The 15,939-nt window shown below is 74.0% G+C and carries 14 protein-coding genes; 3 read left to right on the top strand and 11 right to left on the bottom strand.

Going from position 1 to position 15,939, the window contains the following annotated elements; genetic code table 11:
• Window positions 1-93: 93 nt before the first annotated feature.
• From DTL70_RS07990 to DTL70_RS07980, 3 genes are all read left to right on the top strand, one after another.
• Entirely contained in the window at window positions 94-1,164 is a 1,071-nt protein-coding gene (locus DTL70_RS07990; protein WP_114021165.1) for a PucR family transcriptional regulator, read from the top strand.
• Window positions 1,165-1,287: 123 nt separating this feature from the next.
• Window positions 1,288-1,719, top strand: a complete 432-nt coding sequence (locus DTL70_RS07985) for a pyridoxamine 5'-phosphate oxidase family protein (RefSeq protein WP_114021164.1) — start codon at window positions 1,288-1,290, stop codon at window positions 1,717-1,719.
• Between the two features lie 253 nt (window positions 1,720-1,972).
• Window positions 1,973-2,671, top strand: a complete 699-nt coding sequence (locus DTL70_RS07980; protein ID WP_114021163.1) for a LysM peptidoglycan-binding domain-containing protein — start codon at window positions 1,973-1,975, stop codon at window positions 2,669-2,671.
• A 128-nt stretch (window positions 2,672-2,799) separates the two neighbouring features.
• On the opposite strand, the gene DTL70_RS07975 is transcribed toward DTL70_RS07980, so the two are convergent.
• The 11 genes from DTL70_RS07975 to DTL70_RS07925 all read right to left on the bottom strand — a co-directional run bounded on the left by DTL70_RS07975 (window position 2,800) and on the right by DTL70_RS07925 (window position 15,797).
• Window positions 2,800-4,368, bottom strand: a complete 1,569-nt coding sequence (locus DTL70_RS07975) for a vWA domain-containing protein (protein ID WP_114021162.1) — start codon at window positions 4,366-4,368, stop codon at window positions 2,800-2,802.
• 157 nt (window positions 4,369-4,525) lie between these two features.
• Complete coding sequence (locus tag DTL70_RS07970) at window positions 4,526-8,335, bottom strand: BTAD domain-containing putative transcriptional regulator (protein WP_114021161.1); 3,810 nt, start codon at window positions 8,333-8,335, stop codon at window positions 4,526-4,528.
• 104 nt (window positions 8,336-8,439) lie between these two features.
• A complete protein-coding gene (locus DTL70_RS07965; protein ID WP_114021160.1) occupies window positions 8,440-8,919 on the bottom strand; it encodes a pilus assembly protein TadG-related protein in 480 nt (159 codons plus the stop codon).
• The gene (locus DTL70_RS07960; RefSeq protein WP_425470332.1) at window positions 8,916-9,371 is read right to left on the bottom strand and encodes a TadE/TadG family type IV pilus assembly protein; all 456 of its coding nucleotides are present in this window, start codon (window positions 9,369-9,371) and stop codon (window positions 8,916-8,918) included. Before DTL70_RS07960 ends, DTL70_RS07965 begins: the two co-directional genes overlap by 4 nt.
• A 2-nt stretch (window positions 9,372-9,373) precedes the next feature.
• The gene (locus DTL70_RS07955) at window positions 9,374-9,754 is read right to left on the bottom strand and encodes a TadE family protein (RefSeq protein ID WP_242757491.1); all 381 of its coding nucleotides are present in this window, start codon (window positions 9,752-9,754) and stop codon (window positions 9,374-9,376) included.
• A gap of 87 nt (window positions 9,755-9,841) precedes the next feature.
• Entirely contained in the window at window positions 9,842-10,108 is a 267-nt protein-coding gene (locus DTL70_RS07950) for a hypothetical protein (RefSeq protein WP_114021158.1), read from the bottom strand.
• A gap of 48 nt (window positions 10,109-10,156) precedes the next feature.
• Complete coding sequence (locus DTL70_RS07945) at window positions 10,157-11,083, bottom strand: type II secretion system F family protein (protein WP_114021157.1); 927 nt, start codon at window positions 11,081-11,083, stop codon at window positions 10,157-10,159.
• Window positions 11,080-12,102, bottom strand: a complete 1,023-nt coding sequence (locus DTL70_RS07940; RefSeq protein ID WP_114021156.1) for a type II secretion system F family protein — start codon at window positions 12,100-12,102, stop codon at window positions 11,080-11,082. Before DTL70_RS07940 ends, DTL70_RS07945 begins: the two co-directional genes overlap by 4 nt.
• A 5-nt stretch (window positions 12,103-12,107) precedes the next feature.
• Complete coding sequence (locus DTL70_RS07935; RefSeq protein WP_114021155.1) at window positions 12,108-13,424, bottom strand: TadA family conjugal transfer-associated ATPase; 1,317 nt, start codon at window positions 13,422-13,424, stop codon at window positions 12,108-12,110.
• The gene (locus DTL70_RS07930) at window positions 13,421-14,761 is read right to left on the bottom strand and encodes a hypothetical protein (protein ID WP_114021154.1); all 1,341 of its coding nucleotides are present in this window, start codon (window positions 14,759-14,761) and stop codon (window positions 13,421-13,423) included. Before DTL70_RS07930 ends, DTL70_RS07935 begins: the two co-directional genes overlap by 4 nt.
• 289 nt (window positions 14,762-15,050) lie before the next feature.
• A complete protein-coding gene (locus DTL70_RS07925) occupies window positions 15,051-15,797 on the bottom strand; it encodes a hypothetical protein (protein WP_114021153.1) in 747 nt (248 codons plus the stop codon).
• Between the last annotated feature and the right edge of the window lie 142 nt (window positions 15,798-15,939).

Below are 15,939 nucleotides of genomic sequence, written 5' to 3'. Positions count from 1 at the left end.
TTTAGGGTCTGCGTGCCGGACGGCGTCAAGAAACCGTTAAGGGAACCGCGGTCCGGCGGAAACCTTGAGGACGACGGAGCACGGGGGCAGCGGATGAGCGGTGCGGCGGAGATACCGCAGGAGTACCTGGCCGGATACGCGCAGATCCTGTCGGAGGTGTGCGCGAGCGGACGGCGGCTGACCCGCGACGAGTTGGCGGACCGGCGCGCGCTGGGCGAGCGGGCGGCCGACGCGGGATACGGACTGCGCGACCTCGTCGGCGCGCACCTGAGGGCGACCCGCGCCGCGTGGCCCTCTCTGCGCGGCGATCCCGACAGCCTGCTGGCCGGGATGCACCAGGCCGTCGACGCGGTGGCCGAGGGGTACGAGCGCGCCCAGCGGCAGGCCGTCCGCCAGGAGGAGGCGGCGCGCCGTGAGTTCATCGACGACCTGCTCCACGGCCGCAGCGACCTGGGCAGGCTCGCCGAGCGCGCCGAACGCTTCGGGCTGCGGCTCTCGCACAGCCACGCGGTGGCCGTCGCCCACGGCCCCGTCGCCTACGACGAGGGCGATCCGGTGGCGCGGCAGGTCGAGCGGGCGCTCATCGCCCGCTTCCAGAGCCGCAACACCCTGCTGACCACGAAGGACGGCAGGCTCTTGTGCGTCGCGCCCGGCGACCAGCCCGATGTGCTCACCCATTTCGCCAAGCACAGCTACGCGGCCACCGACGGCGGCCAGGTGGCGATCGGCCGCGTGCAGCCGGGGCCCGGCGGCGTGGTGCAGTCGTACGAGGAGGCGCTGAGCGTGCTGGATCTCGCGGAGCGGCTGGAGCTGGCTGAGCCGGTGCTCTACGCGGCGGATCTGCTCGTCTACCCCGTACTGACGCGCGACCGGCAGGCGATGGCCGATCTGGTGCTGGCCACCCTGGGGCCGCTGACCACGGCGCGCGGCGGCGCGCAGCCGCTGCTGGAGACGCTGACCGCCTACTTCGACACCGGCTGCGTGGCCGCGGAGGCCGCTCGCCGGCTCTCGCTGAGCGTGCGGGCCTTCACCTACCGCCTGGCACGAATCGAACAACTGACCGGTGCCAGCCCCACCGACCCCTCCCACCGCTACATGCTGCAAACAGCCGTGATCGGCGCACGCCTGCTCGACTGGCCCACCACCCCCCTGCGTTCCCCCTGAACAGCGACTCGCTCCGCCTCACAAAGCGGTTCGCTCCGCCTCACAAAGCGGTTCGGTCCGCCTCACAAAGCGGCTCGGCTCTCCCCCGCGGAGCGGCTCGCGGCGGGCGGTAGCGTGCCCGGCATGAGCACACCGACTCCCGACGGGCCCGCACAGCCGGACTCCGACGACGACTCCCTCGACTTCTGGGAGGAGCGCCGCATCTGCTTCCTCACCACCCCGCGCCCTGACGGCACCCCGCACCTGGTGCCGGTCGGGGTGACCTACGACCCGGCGACGCGCCTCGCACGGGTCATCAGCAGCCGCTCCAGCAAGAAGGTGCGCAACGTGCTGGCCGCGGGTTCGGGTGCGCGGGTGGCGGTCAGCCAGGCGGAGGGACGGCGCTGGTGCACCCTCGAAGGGACGGCCCTGGTGCGCCAGGACGCCGCGTCGGTGGCCGACGCCGAAGCCCGCTACACCCGCCGCTACAAGCCGCCGCGCCCCAACCCCGAGCGGGTCGTCATCGAGATCGCCGTCGACCGCGCCATGGGCACGGCCAAGCCCCCCGGCTGGTGACCCCACGCCCAACACCGCACAAATGCCCCATTCCTGTGACGCTTGTCTCCAACGGTTACGTCACACCCGGTTTTACCGATCTCCGTGTAAGCGCATCACCAGCACAGATGCCGCCATTGCGTGTCAAGCGCCAGGAAGGATCTTTGCGGTCACTAATTGGAGCATCCGGACAGCTGTGCCTACTGTCGCTCCCGCTCGACACGTTCGTCCGAACTCCTGGGCGAACAGCCGCGACCGTAAGGAACGAAAGACCATGCTGTTCTCCGGCAAGGGCCGTCACCGTCGACCCACCAAGGCCGTGCGCATCGCCACCGTGACCGGCGTCGCCGGCGCAGCCGTCGCCCTTCCTCTGGTGTCGGCCACGGGTGCGAACGCCGCCTCCGTGGACACCTGGGAGAAGGTCGCCCAGTGCGAGTCCTCCGGCAACTGGCAGGCCAACACCGGCAACGGCTACTACGGTGGCCTCCAGTTCAACAACTCCAGCTGGGCCGCGGCCGGCGGCACCACGTACGCGCCGCGCGCCGACCAGGCCACCAAGGAGCAGCAGATCGCCGTCGCCGAGAAGCTGCTCGACATGCAGGGCCCGGGCGCCTGGGCCTGCGCCGGCGCCGGCGGCCTCACCTCCGGTGGCCCCGCGGCCGACGTGAACCCGGACGGCGGCAGCAGCGACAGCGGCTCCCAGCAGCAGGCGCAGCCGCAGCGAAAGCAGGCACCGCAGCAGGAGCAGCAGCGCCCGCAGCAGCAGGCCGAGCCGAAGCCCGCGCAGCCCGCGCAGCCGCAGCAGGCCCCCAAGAAGGGCCACGGCAACTACACCGTCAAGTCCGGTGACACCCTCAGCGAGATCGCCGAGGCGCACGACACCACCTGGCACAAGGTGTACGAGGACAACAAGTCCACCGTCGGCGACGACGCCGACCTCATCTTCCCCGGCCAGAAGCTCCAGGTCGGCTGAGACCCTCCACTTCCGCGTGGAGACCGCCGTGGCCCGTGCCTCTTCCCCCGAGGGCACGGGCCACGGCCCTTTTCCGCCTCTTCCCCCTCTTGCCCCCCGCCCCGCCGTCCAGGCCCGCGGCCCGTCCGCTAACCGGCCTTCCGCGCCCTGCTGATGTTCGCCGCCAGCCCGGCGGCCGACCGCAGGTCCGACGTCTTCTCCAGGCGGACCGCCTCGGTGTGCAGCTCGGCGAGTGAGCGCTTCGTCCCGAACTCCTGCGCGGCGTCGGCCGGGCCCCTCCCCTCCCTGCGCAACGCGCCCGCGAAAGCGGCCGCGACGGCCGCTTGCCGCAGGTAGGGGGACACTTTCCCGCCGTCCCCCTCCGACCGCGCCGCGCTGCCCGTCGTCCACACGAGGCCGCCCGTCAGCGCGTCGGTATCCACCGCACGCGAGGTCTCGTGCGGCTCGCGGTCGTCGGGGTCGAGCCAGCGCACCGTCGCCGTGGCGGCCCGCCCCTCGGCCCCCTCCCGCACCTTGACCGCGTACAGCGCCGTGACCGTGTGTCCCGGGCCGATCTCGCCCCCGTCGACCGTGTCGTCGCGGAAGTCCTCGTCCGCGACCACGCGGTCCTCGTAACCGAGCAGCCGGAACTCCTCGACCGCCCCGCGGTCGAAGACGACCTGCGCCTTCGCCTCCCGGGCCCGCAGTTCGACGTTGCGCGGCAGCTGGTTGACGAAGACGTCGCGCGCCTGACGCCGGGTGGAGACGTACACGGTGTGCCCGTCGCCCTTGTTGGTGAGGCGTTCCATCAGCGCGTCACCGTACTGGCTGCCCACCCCCACGCCGAACAGCGAGATGCCCTGCTCCTTGCGGTACCGCTCCACGCTCGCGAGGATCGCGGCCGCGTCGGTCTTCCCCGTGTTGGCCAGCGCGTCCGACATCAGGACGACGCGGTTGGTGGCCTTCGCGCGCCGGTGCTCGGCCGCCTGCCGGTAGCCCCTGCGCAGCCCCGCGCCCAGGTCGGTGCTCGATCCGGCCTTCAAAGAGGCGACGGCGTCCTGGAACCGGGCACGGCCGCCGTCGCCCAGCCGGGTCATGGGCAGCACCGTCTCGGCCCGTCCGCTGAAGGTGACCAGCGAGACGGAGTCGCTCGCGCGCAGTTCGCCGGCCGCCGCCTCCAGCGCCTCCTTGACCAGGTCGAGCCGTCCCGGGCCGCCCATCGAACCCGACACGTCCAGGACGAAGGTGAGCGCGGCCGGGCGCCGCGGCGCCTCCGGATCGCTCTTCTTCGTCGCCAGCCCCACGCGCATCAGCGACCACCCCTCCTCCCCCGTGCGCGCCCCGTCCGCCGAGACCGAGAAGCCGTCGCCCGCGGGCCGCTCATACCCCTGCGGGAAGCTGTTGACGAACTCCTCGGTGCGCACCGTCCGCGGAGCGGGGCGGGCACCGTCCCGCAGCGTGCGTGCGGCGTAGCCATAGGACGCCGTGTCGACGTCGAGGGCGAACGTGGAACGGAAATCAGCCGGGCCCATGGGCTTCGCGCCGGGACCATCCGTGCCCCGTTCGCCCTGCTGGTAGCCGGGCGGCGCGGGCGCGTCGGGCGGCGCTGCGGCGCCTTTGTCCCGGGACGCCTCCGCCAGGTTCTCAGTGTCCGCCGTGCAGCCCGCGAGCACCGTCGCCGCCACCAGTGCCGCTGCCACGGCCCCTCCCCGCTTCATCCCCGCTGTCCTCCCACGTCCGCCTACCGCTCCGCGCGCCTGCCGCTCCGTGCGTATCCGAGCTGAGACGTACCAACCCCGCTGCCGGCTCCCTCCGTTGGCGCGACGGGCCGGCTGCGGGGCGGGGCGGCAACAGGGGGCCGGGGAGGGCGGCCGGTTACGGAAGGGTGGTCGGGGCGGGGCTCCAGCCCGGGGCCAGCTCGTCGAGGAGCGCCGCCGTACGCGGCGGCACGCCCCGCACCGGGTCCGCCCTCTCGACCACCCACCGCACGGCCTCGTCCAGCGCGGCGCGCTCCCCCGTGGCGTGCGCGGCCCGCACCAGCTGCTCCCCCAGCCGCTCGTCCGCCGGGGCGGTGTGCAGCGCCGAGCGCACGGCGCGCACGGCGGCGTCGGGCGCACCGGCCCGCAGGTGTTCGGTGGCCAGGGCCAGCCCGATCTCGGCGACGAGCACGGGGTGCTGCGCCTCGGCGACGTGGTGGGTCAGCCAGCCGTACCGTCCCGCCGGCCGGTCGGCGAGCAGCGGGCCGCGGGCGAGGTCGAGCGCGTCGGTCAGCTGCGCCCGGCGCACGACGGCGGACAGCTTGGCGCCGCGTTCGCCGGTGCAGCCGTGGTGGAGGGTGCGCAGCACGTCCCAGTCGGAGACGACGGAGCGCCGCAGGACCAGGCGTCCGTCGTGCGACGTGGTGAGCCGGGGCGCGCCGTCGCTCTCGTGGCCGAGCCAGTGGCGCAGCCGCTCAACGAGGGCGTCGCGGACGTCGTCGGTGACGCCCCTGGGCCACAGCGCCGAGGCCAGGACGCGGGGGTGCACTCCGTCGCGGTTGAGCAGCAGCAGCGCGAGCGCTTCGTGGAGGAGCGGGCCGCGGTTCTCCTCGGGTGTCCCGACACCGGTGACCTCGTAGCCGCCCATCAGACGTGCGTAGACGGCGGGGCGTCCGCTCTCGCTGAGGTCGACGCGGAAGCCGGGGCCCTCGCTGCCCCGGGTCTGCGCGTCCTCGGTGTCGGCGAAGAGTGCGAGGACCGCGGCGCGCAGGTCTCGGGGGAGCTGCTGGGCGCGTACGTCGAGTCCCATGCGGGGGGCGGCGAGGGTGCCGTCGTCGTCGATCTCGAACTCCCACACGACGCTGGGCATGGGCAGTCGGCCGGTGGAGACGCCGACGACGAAACCGTCGGCGGGTGCGCCCGCGCCCGAGTCCCCTGCGGTGGCGAGTGCGGCGAGGCGGCGTGCCTCCTCCCCGGTCGGTTCGGCCCCGACGAGCACCACCCGCTGCCGCCCGCCCGTCTCGTGGCGCGGCGCGGAGGCCGCGGGCTGTGCGGAGGGCTCCCCTTGTTCGGCGAGCAGCGCGGGAACGTCGGGCAGGTGGCGCATCCGGTCGGGGGCCAGCGCCGTCAGGTCCTCGCCGAAGCCGACGAGGGTGAGGTGGAGGTTCCGCGACCAGGTGCCGGTGGCGAGTTCGGCGGCGACGGAGGCCAGGACGGCCTCGCGCAGCGCCGGATCGCCCGCGACCGAGACAAGTCCCGGCACGGACTCCACGTTGAGCAGGAGCCGTGCCTGGCCGCGCAGCCCGAGGCTGACCAGCCCCGGGTAGGGCGCGGCCTGCGCGGTGTCGACGTCGAAGCGGGTGTGGGCGCGCTGGATCGTCCAGAAGGCTTCGCTCTGCCCGTACCGCCAGGGCGCGGGGGGTTCGCCCGCCGCTGCGGCGAGTTGGAGGTGCAGTTCCTGATCGGTCAGCCAGGCGGCGTAGACGACGGGCAGCGGGCGGCCCGCCGCGCGCAGGTCCTCCGCCAGCCCGCGCAGCGCCAGGTCGAGGAAGCGGACGGCGCCGGGGTCGGCGCCGACGAGCAGCGCGTCACGCGCCCGGGCCGCCGGATCGGACGGGGGCGCGAAGTCGTCCGCGGGCGCGCGCCGGGTGCCGCCCGTGACGGTACGCCACAGTGCCGTGCGGCGCCTGCGGCCCAGCGCGGCGAGGATGCCGGCTGCCAGCAGGGGCGCGCCGAGCAGCGCTTCGGGCAGCCCGACGGGGCCGAGCGCGGCGCCGTCGGCGTGCTCGTCCCGCGGGGAGGAGGAGTCGGAGTGGGCGCGGTCGGCATCGGCGCCGTCCGCGCGGTCGAGGTCCGTGGGAGTGTCGTCACCGTTACCGCCGTGGCCGTCTTGGCCGCCGCGGCCGCCGTGGCCGCCGTGGCCGTCTTGGCCGCCGCGGCCGTCCGAGTCGTCAGCCGAGGGGTTCTGGCCGCGCGCGTCGTCGCGCGGGCTCGCGGGCGTGTCCGTCCGGACGTCGTCCGGCTGATCGACGCCGGACCCCGGGCCGCCGTCGTCGTCCGTGCCGCCGCGAAGGTGGTCAGGGTGTGTCGGCTGCCGGTCGGCGGGCCCCTCGGGGACGGACTGCTCCTGGCGGTCGGGGTCGTGTTCGTCCGGTGCGACGTCCACGGTCTCGTCCGGGCCGCCTCCCCGGCCGGCACCGCCGTCGTCCGATCCGACGGCGCCGTCGTCCTGCCCGGAGGTGCCGTCGTCCGCGTGGCCGCCGCCGTCCTGGGCGTCCGGGGCCGGCTGCATGGGCGGCCGGTCGGTGCTGCTGTCGGGCACGCTGGGCTGCTGGTCGGGGTGGTCGGCGCCGTCGTCCGTGCCCGCGTCGTCGTCGACGCCGGGTCCCGTGCCGGTGCCGTCCGCGTCGCGGCCGGGGTCGGCATCGGCATCGGCGCCTGCATCGGCGTCTGCGCCCGCGTCGTCGGGCGTGGTGGGCCGGTCCGGCTGGTCGGTGCTGTCGGAGGGCTGATCCTGCCCGTCCCGCTCGACGTGCCCGTCCCGCTCGTCGCCCCCGTCCCGCCGGCTGCCGTCGTGGGCGCCGCCGTCGCGCTCAGCGTCCCGGTCCGGCGAGCCGCCGTCCTGCGCGTCCCCGTCTTGCGCGTCCCCGTCCTGCGAGCCGCCGCCGTCCTGGTGGCTGTTGCCGCCGCCCCGGCCGCCGTCACCGTACCTGTCCCGGTCGCCACCACCCGCCTGGTAGTGCTCGTACTGGGCGCGTTCGCGCTCGCTCAGGTCCTGCGTGTCGTCCGGCATCTCGACGAGTTCGCCGCCGTGTGCGTCTGCGGGCATCTCCATGATCCAGCCAGGCCGGATGAGGCTGGCCTCGGAGAGCCGGGAGCCGTCCGGCTGGAGGCGGTCCTTGTTGAGGCGGTAGATCTCCTTGTAGCGGCGGCCGTCGCCCAGGTGGCGCTGGGCGATCTCCCACAGGGAGTCGTGGTGGCGCCCCTCGGGCGGCTGGATGCGGTAGAACTTCGTGCTCGCGCTGCCGGCATCGTGGGCCGGGTCCCGGGTCGAGGCGGGCCGGGCCGCCCCCGACTGCGTACCGGCGCCTGCCAGGACGACGTCCGTGCCGGAACCGCGTCCGCCCAGGGTGGAGAGCCCGGCGCTGTCCGCGTGCGCCGCGCCCGGGGACGCCTGCTGCGTGCCGGGCGTCAGCTGGGCGGAGGCCACGGTCTGCTGCGGTTGGTGCGGCTGCATGGTGTCGCCGAGCTGTGCGAGGCCGGGGGCGAAACTGCCGGTGCTGGAGCCCAGCAGCAGCAGCGCCGCGATCAGTTGGCGGGCAAGCAGCTGGCTCGGGCCCGCGCCCGGCACCCGTGCGGGCAGTCCGACACCCGAGAGCGCGGCCTTCGCCTCGACCAGGACACAGGCGGTGAACTGCGCCCACGCCAGCCACACCACCACGGTGAGGACGTTGATGAAGACACCGACGCTCACCTCGTCCCGCAGCATGTCGAAGGTCGGCATCCGGCGCGGCAGCGGCCAGCCGAGGAAGGAGGCGAGCGCCAGCGGTACGCCGACGACGAGCGCGGCGAGCGCGACGAACGCGAGGAAGGCCTTGAGCACGTCCCCGGCCGTGCGGCGGGTGCGCACGGGCACGGGCGTGCGCGAGCGCGAGCGGGATCCGGACCCGCGCGGGTCCGGTGCCGGTGTCGAACTGCGGCGCGCCATCTCGTGTGCTCCTGGGGTGAGAAGTGCGGTCGGGATCGGGGCGGATGCGGGAAGGAGACGGGGGGGGTCGGGTGCGGTGCGGCCGGCCCTGGGGGCCGGCGCGGTCAGCCGGTCACGGACTCCGCCGTCGCCGTGCCGTGGACGGTCAGCGGTGCGCTGTAGAACAGGCCGGTCAGGACGGGCCGGTAGGTGAGCCGGATGCGGACCTCCACCTGCTGCGCGCTGGCGGACACGCAGCCCGAGGCGGCCACGTCCGCGGAGGAGAGCCCTGAGCGGCCGGCGAACTCGGCCACGCGCGCGGCGCAGTTCTCGTAGTTGATGGGGGCGTTGCGGCCCTCGCTGGCGCGCAGCGCCTCCTCGTCGATGTCCTGTGCCGCGTACCTGGCGGCCTGTTCGGCGATGTCGGCGGCGCGTTCGCGCTGGGAGATGGACAGGCCGCCGTCCACGACGAACGCGGCCAGCACCATGAACAGCAGCGCGAACATGATGACCGCCGCGGCGCCCGAGCCCCGGTCGTCGCAGGCCGCGCGGACACGCCGCGCCGACGCCACCGCGCCACGGACCCGGACCAGGACCCGGCTCATCCGGTCCTCCGATAGGGGTCGATGGGGGAACTGGAGCGCCCCGAGATGTCCTTGGCGATGTCCAGGCCGAGCATCCCCAGACCGCGCACCCGGCAGCTGACCTCGATGGTGAACAGGCCGCCCGAGCGGTAGTCGCTGCCCGCGTCCCTGACGGTCACCCCTCCGGCGCAGGTGCCTTTCAGCGTGGCGGTCGCCGCCTGCTGCGCGGCGGTCATCGCCGCGGCGTGACTGCCGTGCTGGAGCGACCCGGCGCGCGCCGCGTCGCGCGCCGCGCTGTCCACGGCGCCGCGCCCGTCCACCAGTTGCCCGAAGGCGACCAGGACGAGGATGAACAGGATCATCACCGGCGCGAGGATGACGACCTCGATGGTGGACAGGCCCGCGTCCCCCCACCGGCTCCGCCCGCCGACCGGCAGGTCCGCTGCTCTTCGTGCCCGCGCCACCGTGGTCACGCTCACGCGCCCCCGTCCGGTACGAACCGCTCCACCGGTCCCTGGGAGAGCGCGTACACGTCCAGGTCGAGGCCGGGGAAGACGGACGGCACCCGGGCGCGGATCTCGACACCCACGGTGTTCTGCTCGGGATGGAGCATCGTCACGTCGGGGTCGAGGATCAGCTCGGGCCCCAGCTGCTCGATGTAGGAGCCGGAGGTCTCCCGCGCCTTGGCCCGCCAGCCGCCCGGGTCGGCGTCGGCCTCCTGGCGGGCCTTGCGCGCTCCCGCCTGCGCGGCGGCCTGCGCCACGTGGTCGGCGAAGAAGTACAGCGCGAACTGCACCGTCGCGAAGATCAGGAAGAACAGCACGGGGGTGAGGATCACGAACTCGATCGCGCTCATGCCGCTCTCGCCGCGGAGGGTGGCCTCCACCCGTCTGCGGCGTACGAACGCGGCGAGCCCTCGCTCCCCTGACACCTTGCCTGCCCCCTACTCGCAGGTGCCGTTCTGGTCGGCACCGTCGATGCAGTCGCTCACCTTGTCGGCACCGTTCTTGAGCGCCATGTTGATGATGGCGGCGACCACGCCGACGATCGCCACCACGACCGCCGAGATGATCACCCACTCGACGGCCGAAGCGCCGCGGTCCAGCTCGCCCGAGCGGGCCCGCTGGACGCGGCCGCGCAGGAAGGTGACGAGGAAGTCGAGAGCGGGATGACTGACGGAGCGCAAGGGGTTGCGCGAGGTGTTCGGCATCGTCCCAGTCCTTTCTGAGGCACAGCTGCGGGATGTCACGTCCGGGCGTCAGATCTGGAAGACGCGCATGGCCGCGGGGTAGATGAGGAAGACGAGGAAACCGGCGCAGAGCATCAGCTGGGCCACGAGCATCGACTGGGACTTCTCCCCGGCGCTGCCCTCGATCTCGGCCAGCTCCCTGTGCCGCATGGTCTCGGCGCGCGAGGAGAGCGAGGCGCGTACCTTCGCGCCGTCGTCCGCCACCAGCGCCAGCGACGCGGACAGGTCTTTCAGTTCGTCCACGCCGAGCCGTACGCCGAGGTCGCCGAGGGCCGCCCACTGGCTCTGCCCGGTGATCCGCGCGTCGGCGAGAGTGTCGCGGATGCGGCGCAGCGCCCATCCTTCGCTGACCTCGCTGGCCGCTTTCAGCGCCTCGGGCAGCCCGCGCCCGCCCGCCAGGTTCATCGCCACCAGGTCGAGATAGGCACCGACCACGCGCCGCAGGTCCCGGCGCTTGGCCGCGGCGTCGCGCCGCACCTCCAGGTCGGGCAGCATGAAGAACAGCGCGGCGAAGAACAGTGCCAGCCACACCGGGATCAGCGGGCTCTGGCCGAAGCCGATCAGCCAGGCGACGGAGAAGAGGAACGGCCCGAAGAACAGTCCGGCCGCGCCCAACAGCACCTTCGTGGCCAGGAAGTTCTCCCAGCCGCGCTCCAGCACGTCCAGGTCGGAGCGCAGGCTGCGCAACTCCCAGCCCTGGCGCAGGTACAGCTCACCGATGCGGGCACCGAGCCGGACGCGGACGGCGGCGAAACCCTTGGCGTCCTGCGCCGCCGTGCTCCCCGGCTGGTGGGTCGCGGCGCGGGCGCGCAGCGCGTCGATCTCCGCGACCGAGGCGACGGCGCCCTTCTTGCCGGGCGCCAGCGCGCGGACGAGCAGGAACAGGCCGAGGCCGACGAGGGCCCCGGTGAGCGCGGTGAGAGTCAGCGGGTTCACCGCTCCAGCACCTCCTTGTCGTCCGGAGTGCCCGAGGTGCCCGGTGCGCCCAGCGTCCCCGGCAGACCTTGGGCGCCCTGTGCGCCCGGCTGCGCGGCGCGCGGCGTCTGCGCCGCCTCGCCTGACCGCACCAGGAACCGCTGCGGCGTCTCGATCCTGGACAGCTTGCGCAGCCACCAGAAGCCGCAGGCGAACATGGCGCACACGCACGCGAGGATGGTCTGGCCCAGCGGGCTGCCGTACGGCTCGACGAAGTCCCGGTTGAAGACGGCCAGGCCCAGCACGAACGCCACACTCACACCGACGACGATCTGCACGCTGCGCCGCGTCGAGGCGCGCTGCGCCATCACGCGCTGCCGCATGTCGACCTCCTCGCGCGCCGACTTCGCCAGCGCGCCCAGCACCTCGCGCAGGCCGGGCCCGCGCAGCCGCGAGTTGAGGATCAGCGCCGCGACGATGATGTCGGCCGACGGGTCGTCCAGCTCGTCCGCCAGGTGCTGGAGCGCGGCCGGCAGCGGGGTGCGGGCCCGCAGCCGGTCGATGAGGGCGTCCAGGTGCGGCCGCAGCGAGGGCGCCGCGGCGCGGGCCGACGCCGGAATGGCCTGCTCCAGGCCGACGGCGCCCGCGATGGTGTCGCGCAGCGACTCCGTCCACGCCGCCAGCGCCTCCACCCGCTTCATCCCGGCCCGCTCCTCGCGGGCACCGCCGAAGAGGCGGTCCCACAGGAACACCAGGATGCCGGTGGCCACCGCCGCGACGGGCCAGCGCGTCAGCAGCAGCACCACCAGGCCCGCGCACACGGCGATCGAGCCGCGCTTGCTCATGAACCGCGCCAGCTCGGTAGCGCGCTTGCCCGCCTCCCCGCGCTCGCTCGCCGGCTTGGCCGGCAGGCCGCGCAGCGCGACGATCAGCAGCGCGATGCCGCCGCCGACCGCGACGCCGCAGGCGAGCGCGTACAGGGTGGCCACCGAGAAGAGACCGCCCGCGGTGACGGAGAAGGCCGTGTACGCGTACGGCATGCCACTCACCCCCAGTTCCCGGTCGGCCGGTATCCGAAGACGGCCAGCTCCTGCGCGCAGGAGACCGGCGCGTGCGCCAGCAGCCGCCCGTCCGGCGCCTCGGCGAACACCTCGCTGGAGAGCACCCGCCCGTCCACACCGTTGACCTCGCGGACCGAGGTGACCGCACGCGTCAGCCGCCCCCCGGTGGTGTAGGCGTTGCGCCGCTCGACGAAGACGACGAAGTTGATGGCGCCCGCGATCAGCATCTGGGTGGCCTCGATGGGCAGCCGCTCGCGGGCCTGGAGCGCGTAGGTGGAGACGCGGTTGAAGACCTCGCTGGAGCTGTTGGCGTGGATCGTGGAGAGCGAACCGTCGTTGCCCTGGGTCATCGCGTTGAGCATGGTGACGATCTCGTCGCCGAGCACCTCACCGACGATCACCCGCGAGGGGTTCATGCGCAGGGAACGGCGCACCAGTTCGGCCATGGTGATGGCGCCCTGGCCCTCGGAGTTGGGCAGCCGCTCCTCGAACGCCACCACGTTCGGATGCAGTTCGGCAAACTGGTCGAGGCCCAGCTCCAGCGCCCGCTCGACGGTGATCAGCCTCTCGTGCCGGGGTATCTCGTTGGCGAGGGCACGCAGCAGGGTCGTCTTTCCCGCGTTGGTGGCGCCCGCGATCATGATGTTCTTCCTGGCCCGCACCGCCGCGGTCAGGAAACTGCCCAGCTCCGGAGTGAGCGTGGCGTTGCCGACCAGGTCCGAGATGAACACCTTGCCCATCCGCGCCCGCCGGATCGACAGCGCGGGACGCCGCGTCACGTCCATCACGGCCGAGAGCCGGGAGCCGTCCGGCAGCCGCAGGTCCAGCTGCGGATTGGCGGTGTCGAACGGGCGCGAGGACAGCCCCGAGTAGGCGCCGAGCACCTGGATCAGCTCGACCAGCTCCTCGTCCGACTCGGCGACCGGCTCGCCGTGCACCTCGCGGCCGTCCGCGTAGCCGACGAACACCTGGTCGTAGCCGTTGACGTCGATGTTCTCGACCTCGGGATCGTCCAGCAGCGGCTGGAGCCTGCCGACGCCGAACAGCGCGGCGTGCACCGCCGCCGCGTACGCCTCCTCGGACTGCGCGTCCGGCGGGGTACGACCGGCGTTGATCTCCGCCCGTGCGTACTCCTCCAGGATCTGCGCGATCACGGCGCGCGCGAACTGCCGCTCGTCCTCCGTGGTCATCGCGGCCACACCGGACGCCTGGTCGATCCGCCGCTGCTCGGCGATCCGGTCCCCGGCCTCCTGCCGGAACCGCTTCACCAACTGGTGGTCGACGACGCTCTGGACGTTCACGACCCCGCCTCCTCGTCCCGCGGCGGCCTGCCACCCGGCAGGGGCACGGGGTCGGTCGGTGCGGGGGCGGGCGGCCTGGGCCGCCCGCCAATCGCCCGGAACTGCTGCGTGGTCTCGGCCTGACCGGGCGGACCGCCCTGGCCGGGCGGACCGGCGTGGCCGGGCGGACCGGCGTGACCGGCGTGACCGGCCTCTGGAGCGTGCCCGGGCTGCGGGGCGTGCCCAGCCTGCGGGGGGTGCCCGAGCTGCGAGGCGTGCGGGGCTTGTGGGGGATGTGGAGTGTGTGGGGGCTGCGCGGCGTGCGGGGGCTGGGCGGTCCGCGGTGGCTGTGGGGCCTGCGGGGGGCCGGGGGCGTTCGGGGTGGGTTCCGTCCACGTCGGCTGCCCGCCGTAGGGGCCCTGGGGCTGCGGGCGGGGCGGCACGGGTGTCGCGCCGATGTCCGCGCCCGGCGGCACGGGGCCCGGAACCGCCGGAGGGACCTCGGCGCCCGGTGACATGCCGGGCGCCGGCCGGCGCGCGGGAGAGCCCGTCGTCCAGGAGGCGGCGTACTGCTGGTGGAGGTCGGTGGCGACCTTGCGGACCGAGCGGACGAGGAGGGAGCGGTCCACGCGGCCCCGGCGCCGCCCTGCCAACTGTTCCGCGCCCGCCGCGTCGTGGGCCAGGACGCCGACGACGCGGGCACCGGCACGGGAGGCGACCAGCATGTCGTTGACCTGGCCTGCGACCTTGGAGGCGCCCTGCGCCTCGGTGACCAGCAGCACCCCGATCAGCGGCTGCGCGAGCTGCGCCATGCCGCGCTGCAGCCCGTGCAGCCGCGCGGCCAGAGCCAGCGCCCGATCCCGCACGCGCGCGATCTGCTCCGGCTCGCCCCGCGCGACGAGCAGCACCAGCGCGGCGTGCGGGAAGAGCGCCACCGAGGCCGCCTCGGGTCCGATGCGCCCGCAGTCGGCGATGACGTCGGCCGCCAGTTGCGGGTGCGGGGTGTCGGCGAGGGTCGCGAAGGCGCGTCCCACGGTGTCCCATTGGCCCGCCAGCCCGGCCGACTGCTCGGCGTTGCCGAGCCCCACCAGCACGTCGAGACCCCCGGAGAGCCGCTGCGCGTGGTCCCACAGCTGTTCGGGGGCGAGGCCGCGGCGCGCGGCGGCGGCGAGCGAGAGCATGCCGGTGTTGGGGTCGAGCGGCCGGCCGTCCGTGCCGGGACTACGGTAGACGAGGTCACCGCCGGCGGTGTCCGCCTCGGCCAGCAGGGCGCGGCGCGGCCACACCGCCGCGAGGGCGACGGCGGCCGTGGTGACCCCCGGTGCCCCCTTGTCGGCGGCGAGTGCGATCAGCGCCATCCGGCTACGCCTTTCCTCGACTCTGTCGACTCGTTCAGCTCTATCGGCTCTGTCAGCTCTGTCCGCTCTATCGGCTCTGTCCGCTCTGCCGGCTGTTCGTCGCAACGTCTGTGCGGCCTGGTGGCCGGCACCACGGTGTCCGTACGGGCTCCGTGGCGCCGTAGCGGACGACGACAGCGCTGCGCGGGGCGGTTCCACGGGTGGCCCGGCGGGCGCAGCGCTCCAGGTCCGGCGGGTGCGGCCCCGGCGGGAGCCGGTGGGCTGGTCACGGCGGGCTCCTGCCGGCCCGTCAGCCGCCGCTGCCGGAGTCGAGCACGAGGGAGACCTCCCCGTTGGAGGCGGCGGCGGTCAGCTGCGCCACGTCGCTCTTGTCCACGACGACCGAGACGGGCAGGTTGCCGCTGGAGGCGACCGAGTCGCCGCCGTCCTTGCTGATCGACTGCACCCGCACGCCCTCGGCCAGCGCCGCGCTGCCGCTGTTGCTGCGGCCGCCGCTGCCGCCCTGCGTCTCGTCGTCGGAGCCGCCGTCCCCGCCCGAGGAGGCGCTGCGGCCCACCCGGTAGGCGGAGACGGTGTCGCCCTCCTCCAGCCGTGGCGGGTACTGGCCGCTCTTGAGGGAGAGCCCGACCACCGCCTTGCCGGGTTCGAGGCCCTTGTCCTTGGTGAGCATGCTGCCGACCAGCACGGTGCCGCCGACCAGGTCGGTCGCGGTGCGGTACTTGGTGAGCAGTCCGCGCTGATCCCAGCGCACGTACTCGATGTCGCTGTCCTCGGCGACCATCACCGACTTGATCGCCGACTGGGGGACGGGCTGGCCGCGGGGCACCCGCTTGGTCAGGGCGACGGCCTCGACCCGGTCTCCGGCCCGCATCACCAGGACGGTCGCACCGAGCGCGCCGAGCAGGACGAGGAGAACGGCCAGCGCGGCGAGCGCCGGCTTGCGTTCGCGGGGTGCCGCGGGCAGCCGGTCCCCGCCCGGAGCGGGGAGGGCAGCCGTACGTCCACCTCCGGCGGCGCCTCGCTCCTGGGTCTTCACCTCACCACCCCCGTGGCTTGTGCGTGGGCTTGTGCGCCGCACGTCGAACATGTCACAACGAGAACCTGCCCCCCACCGCCGAGCCGGTCAGTCCCCCACATTCCGGCCGACGCTCACGCCATGTAAATCCAAGGCACAGTAT

It is taken from the genome of Streptomyces diacarni, from assembly GCF_003323715.1.
GTDB classification, from domain to species: domain Bacteria; phylum Actinomycetota; class Actinomycetes; order Streptomycetales; family Streptomycetaceae; genus Streptomyces; species Streptomyces diacarni.
Note: the sequence above shows the minus strand (reverse complement) of the source record. Positions and strands in the feature narration are given on the sequence as shown.

Bases quoted from the DNA above. Each gene is read 5' to 3' on its own strand.
- DTL70_RS07990 (WP_114021165.1), top strand. From the start codon at position 94: ATGAGCGGTGCGGCGGAGATACCGCAGGAGTACCTGGCCGGATACGCG.
- DTL70_RS07985 (WP_114021164.1), top strand. From the start codon at position 1,288: ATGAGCACACCGACTCCCGACGGGCCCGCACAGCCGGACTCCGACGAC.
- DTL70_RS07980 (WP_114021163.1), top strand. From the start codon at position 1,973: ATGCTGTTCTCCGGCAAGGGCCGTCACCGTCGACCCACCAAGGCCGTG.
- DTL70_RS07975 (WP_114021162.1), bottom strand. From the start codon at position 4,368: ATGAAGCGGGGAGGGGCCGTGGCAGCGGCACTGGTGGCGGCGACGGTG.
- DTL70_RS07970 (WP_114021161.1), bottom strand. From the start codon at position 8,335: ATGGCGCGCCGCAGTTCGACACCGGCACCGGACCCGCGCGGGTCCGGA.
- DTL70_RS07965 (WP_114021160.1), bottom strand. From the start codon at position 8,919: ATGAGCCGGGTCCTGGTCCGGGTCCGTGGCGCGGTGGCGTCGGCGCGG.
- DTL70_RS07955 (WP_242757491.1), bottom strand. From the start codon at position 9,754: ATGAGCGCGATCGAGTTCGTGATCCTCACCCCCGTGCTGTTCTTCCTG.
- DTL70_RS07950 (WP_114021158.1), bottom strand. From the start codon at position 10,108: ATGCCGAACACCTCGCGCAACCCCTTGCGCTCCGTCAGTCATCCCGCT.
- DTL70_RS07940 (WP_114021156.1), bottom strand. From the start codon at position 12,102: ATGCCGTACGCGTACACGGCCTTCTCCGTCACCGCGGGCGGTCTCTTC.
- DTL70_RS07930 (WP_114021154.1), bottom strand. From the start codon at position 14,761: ATGGCGCTGATCGCACTCGCCGCCGACAAGGGGGCACCGGGGGTCACC.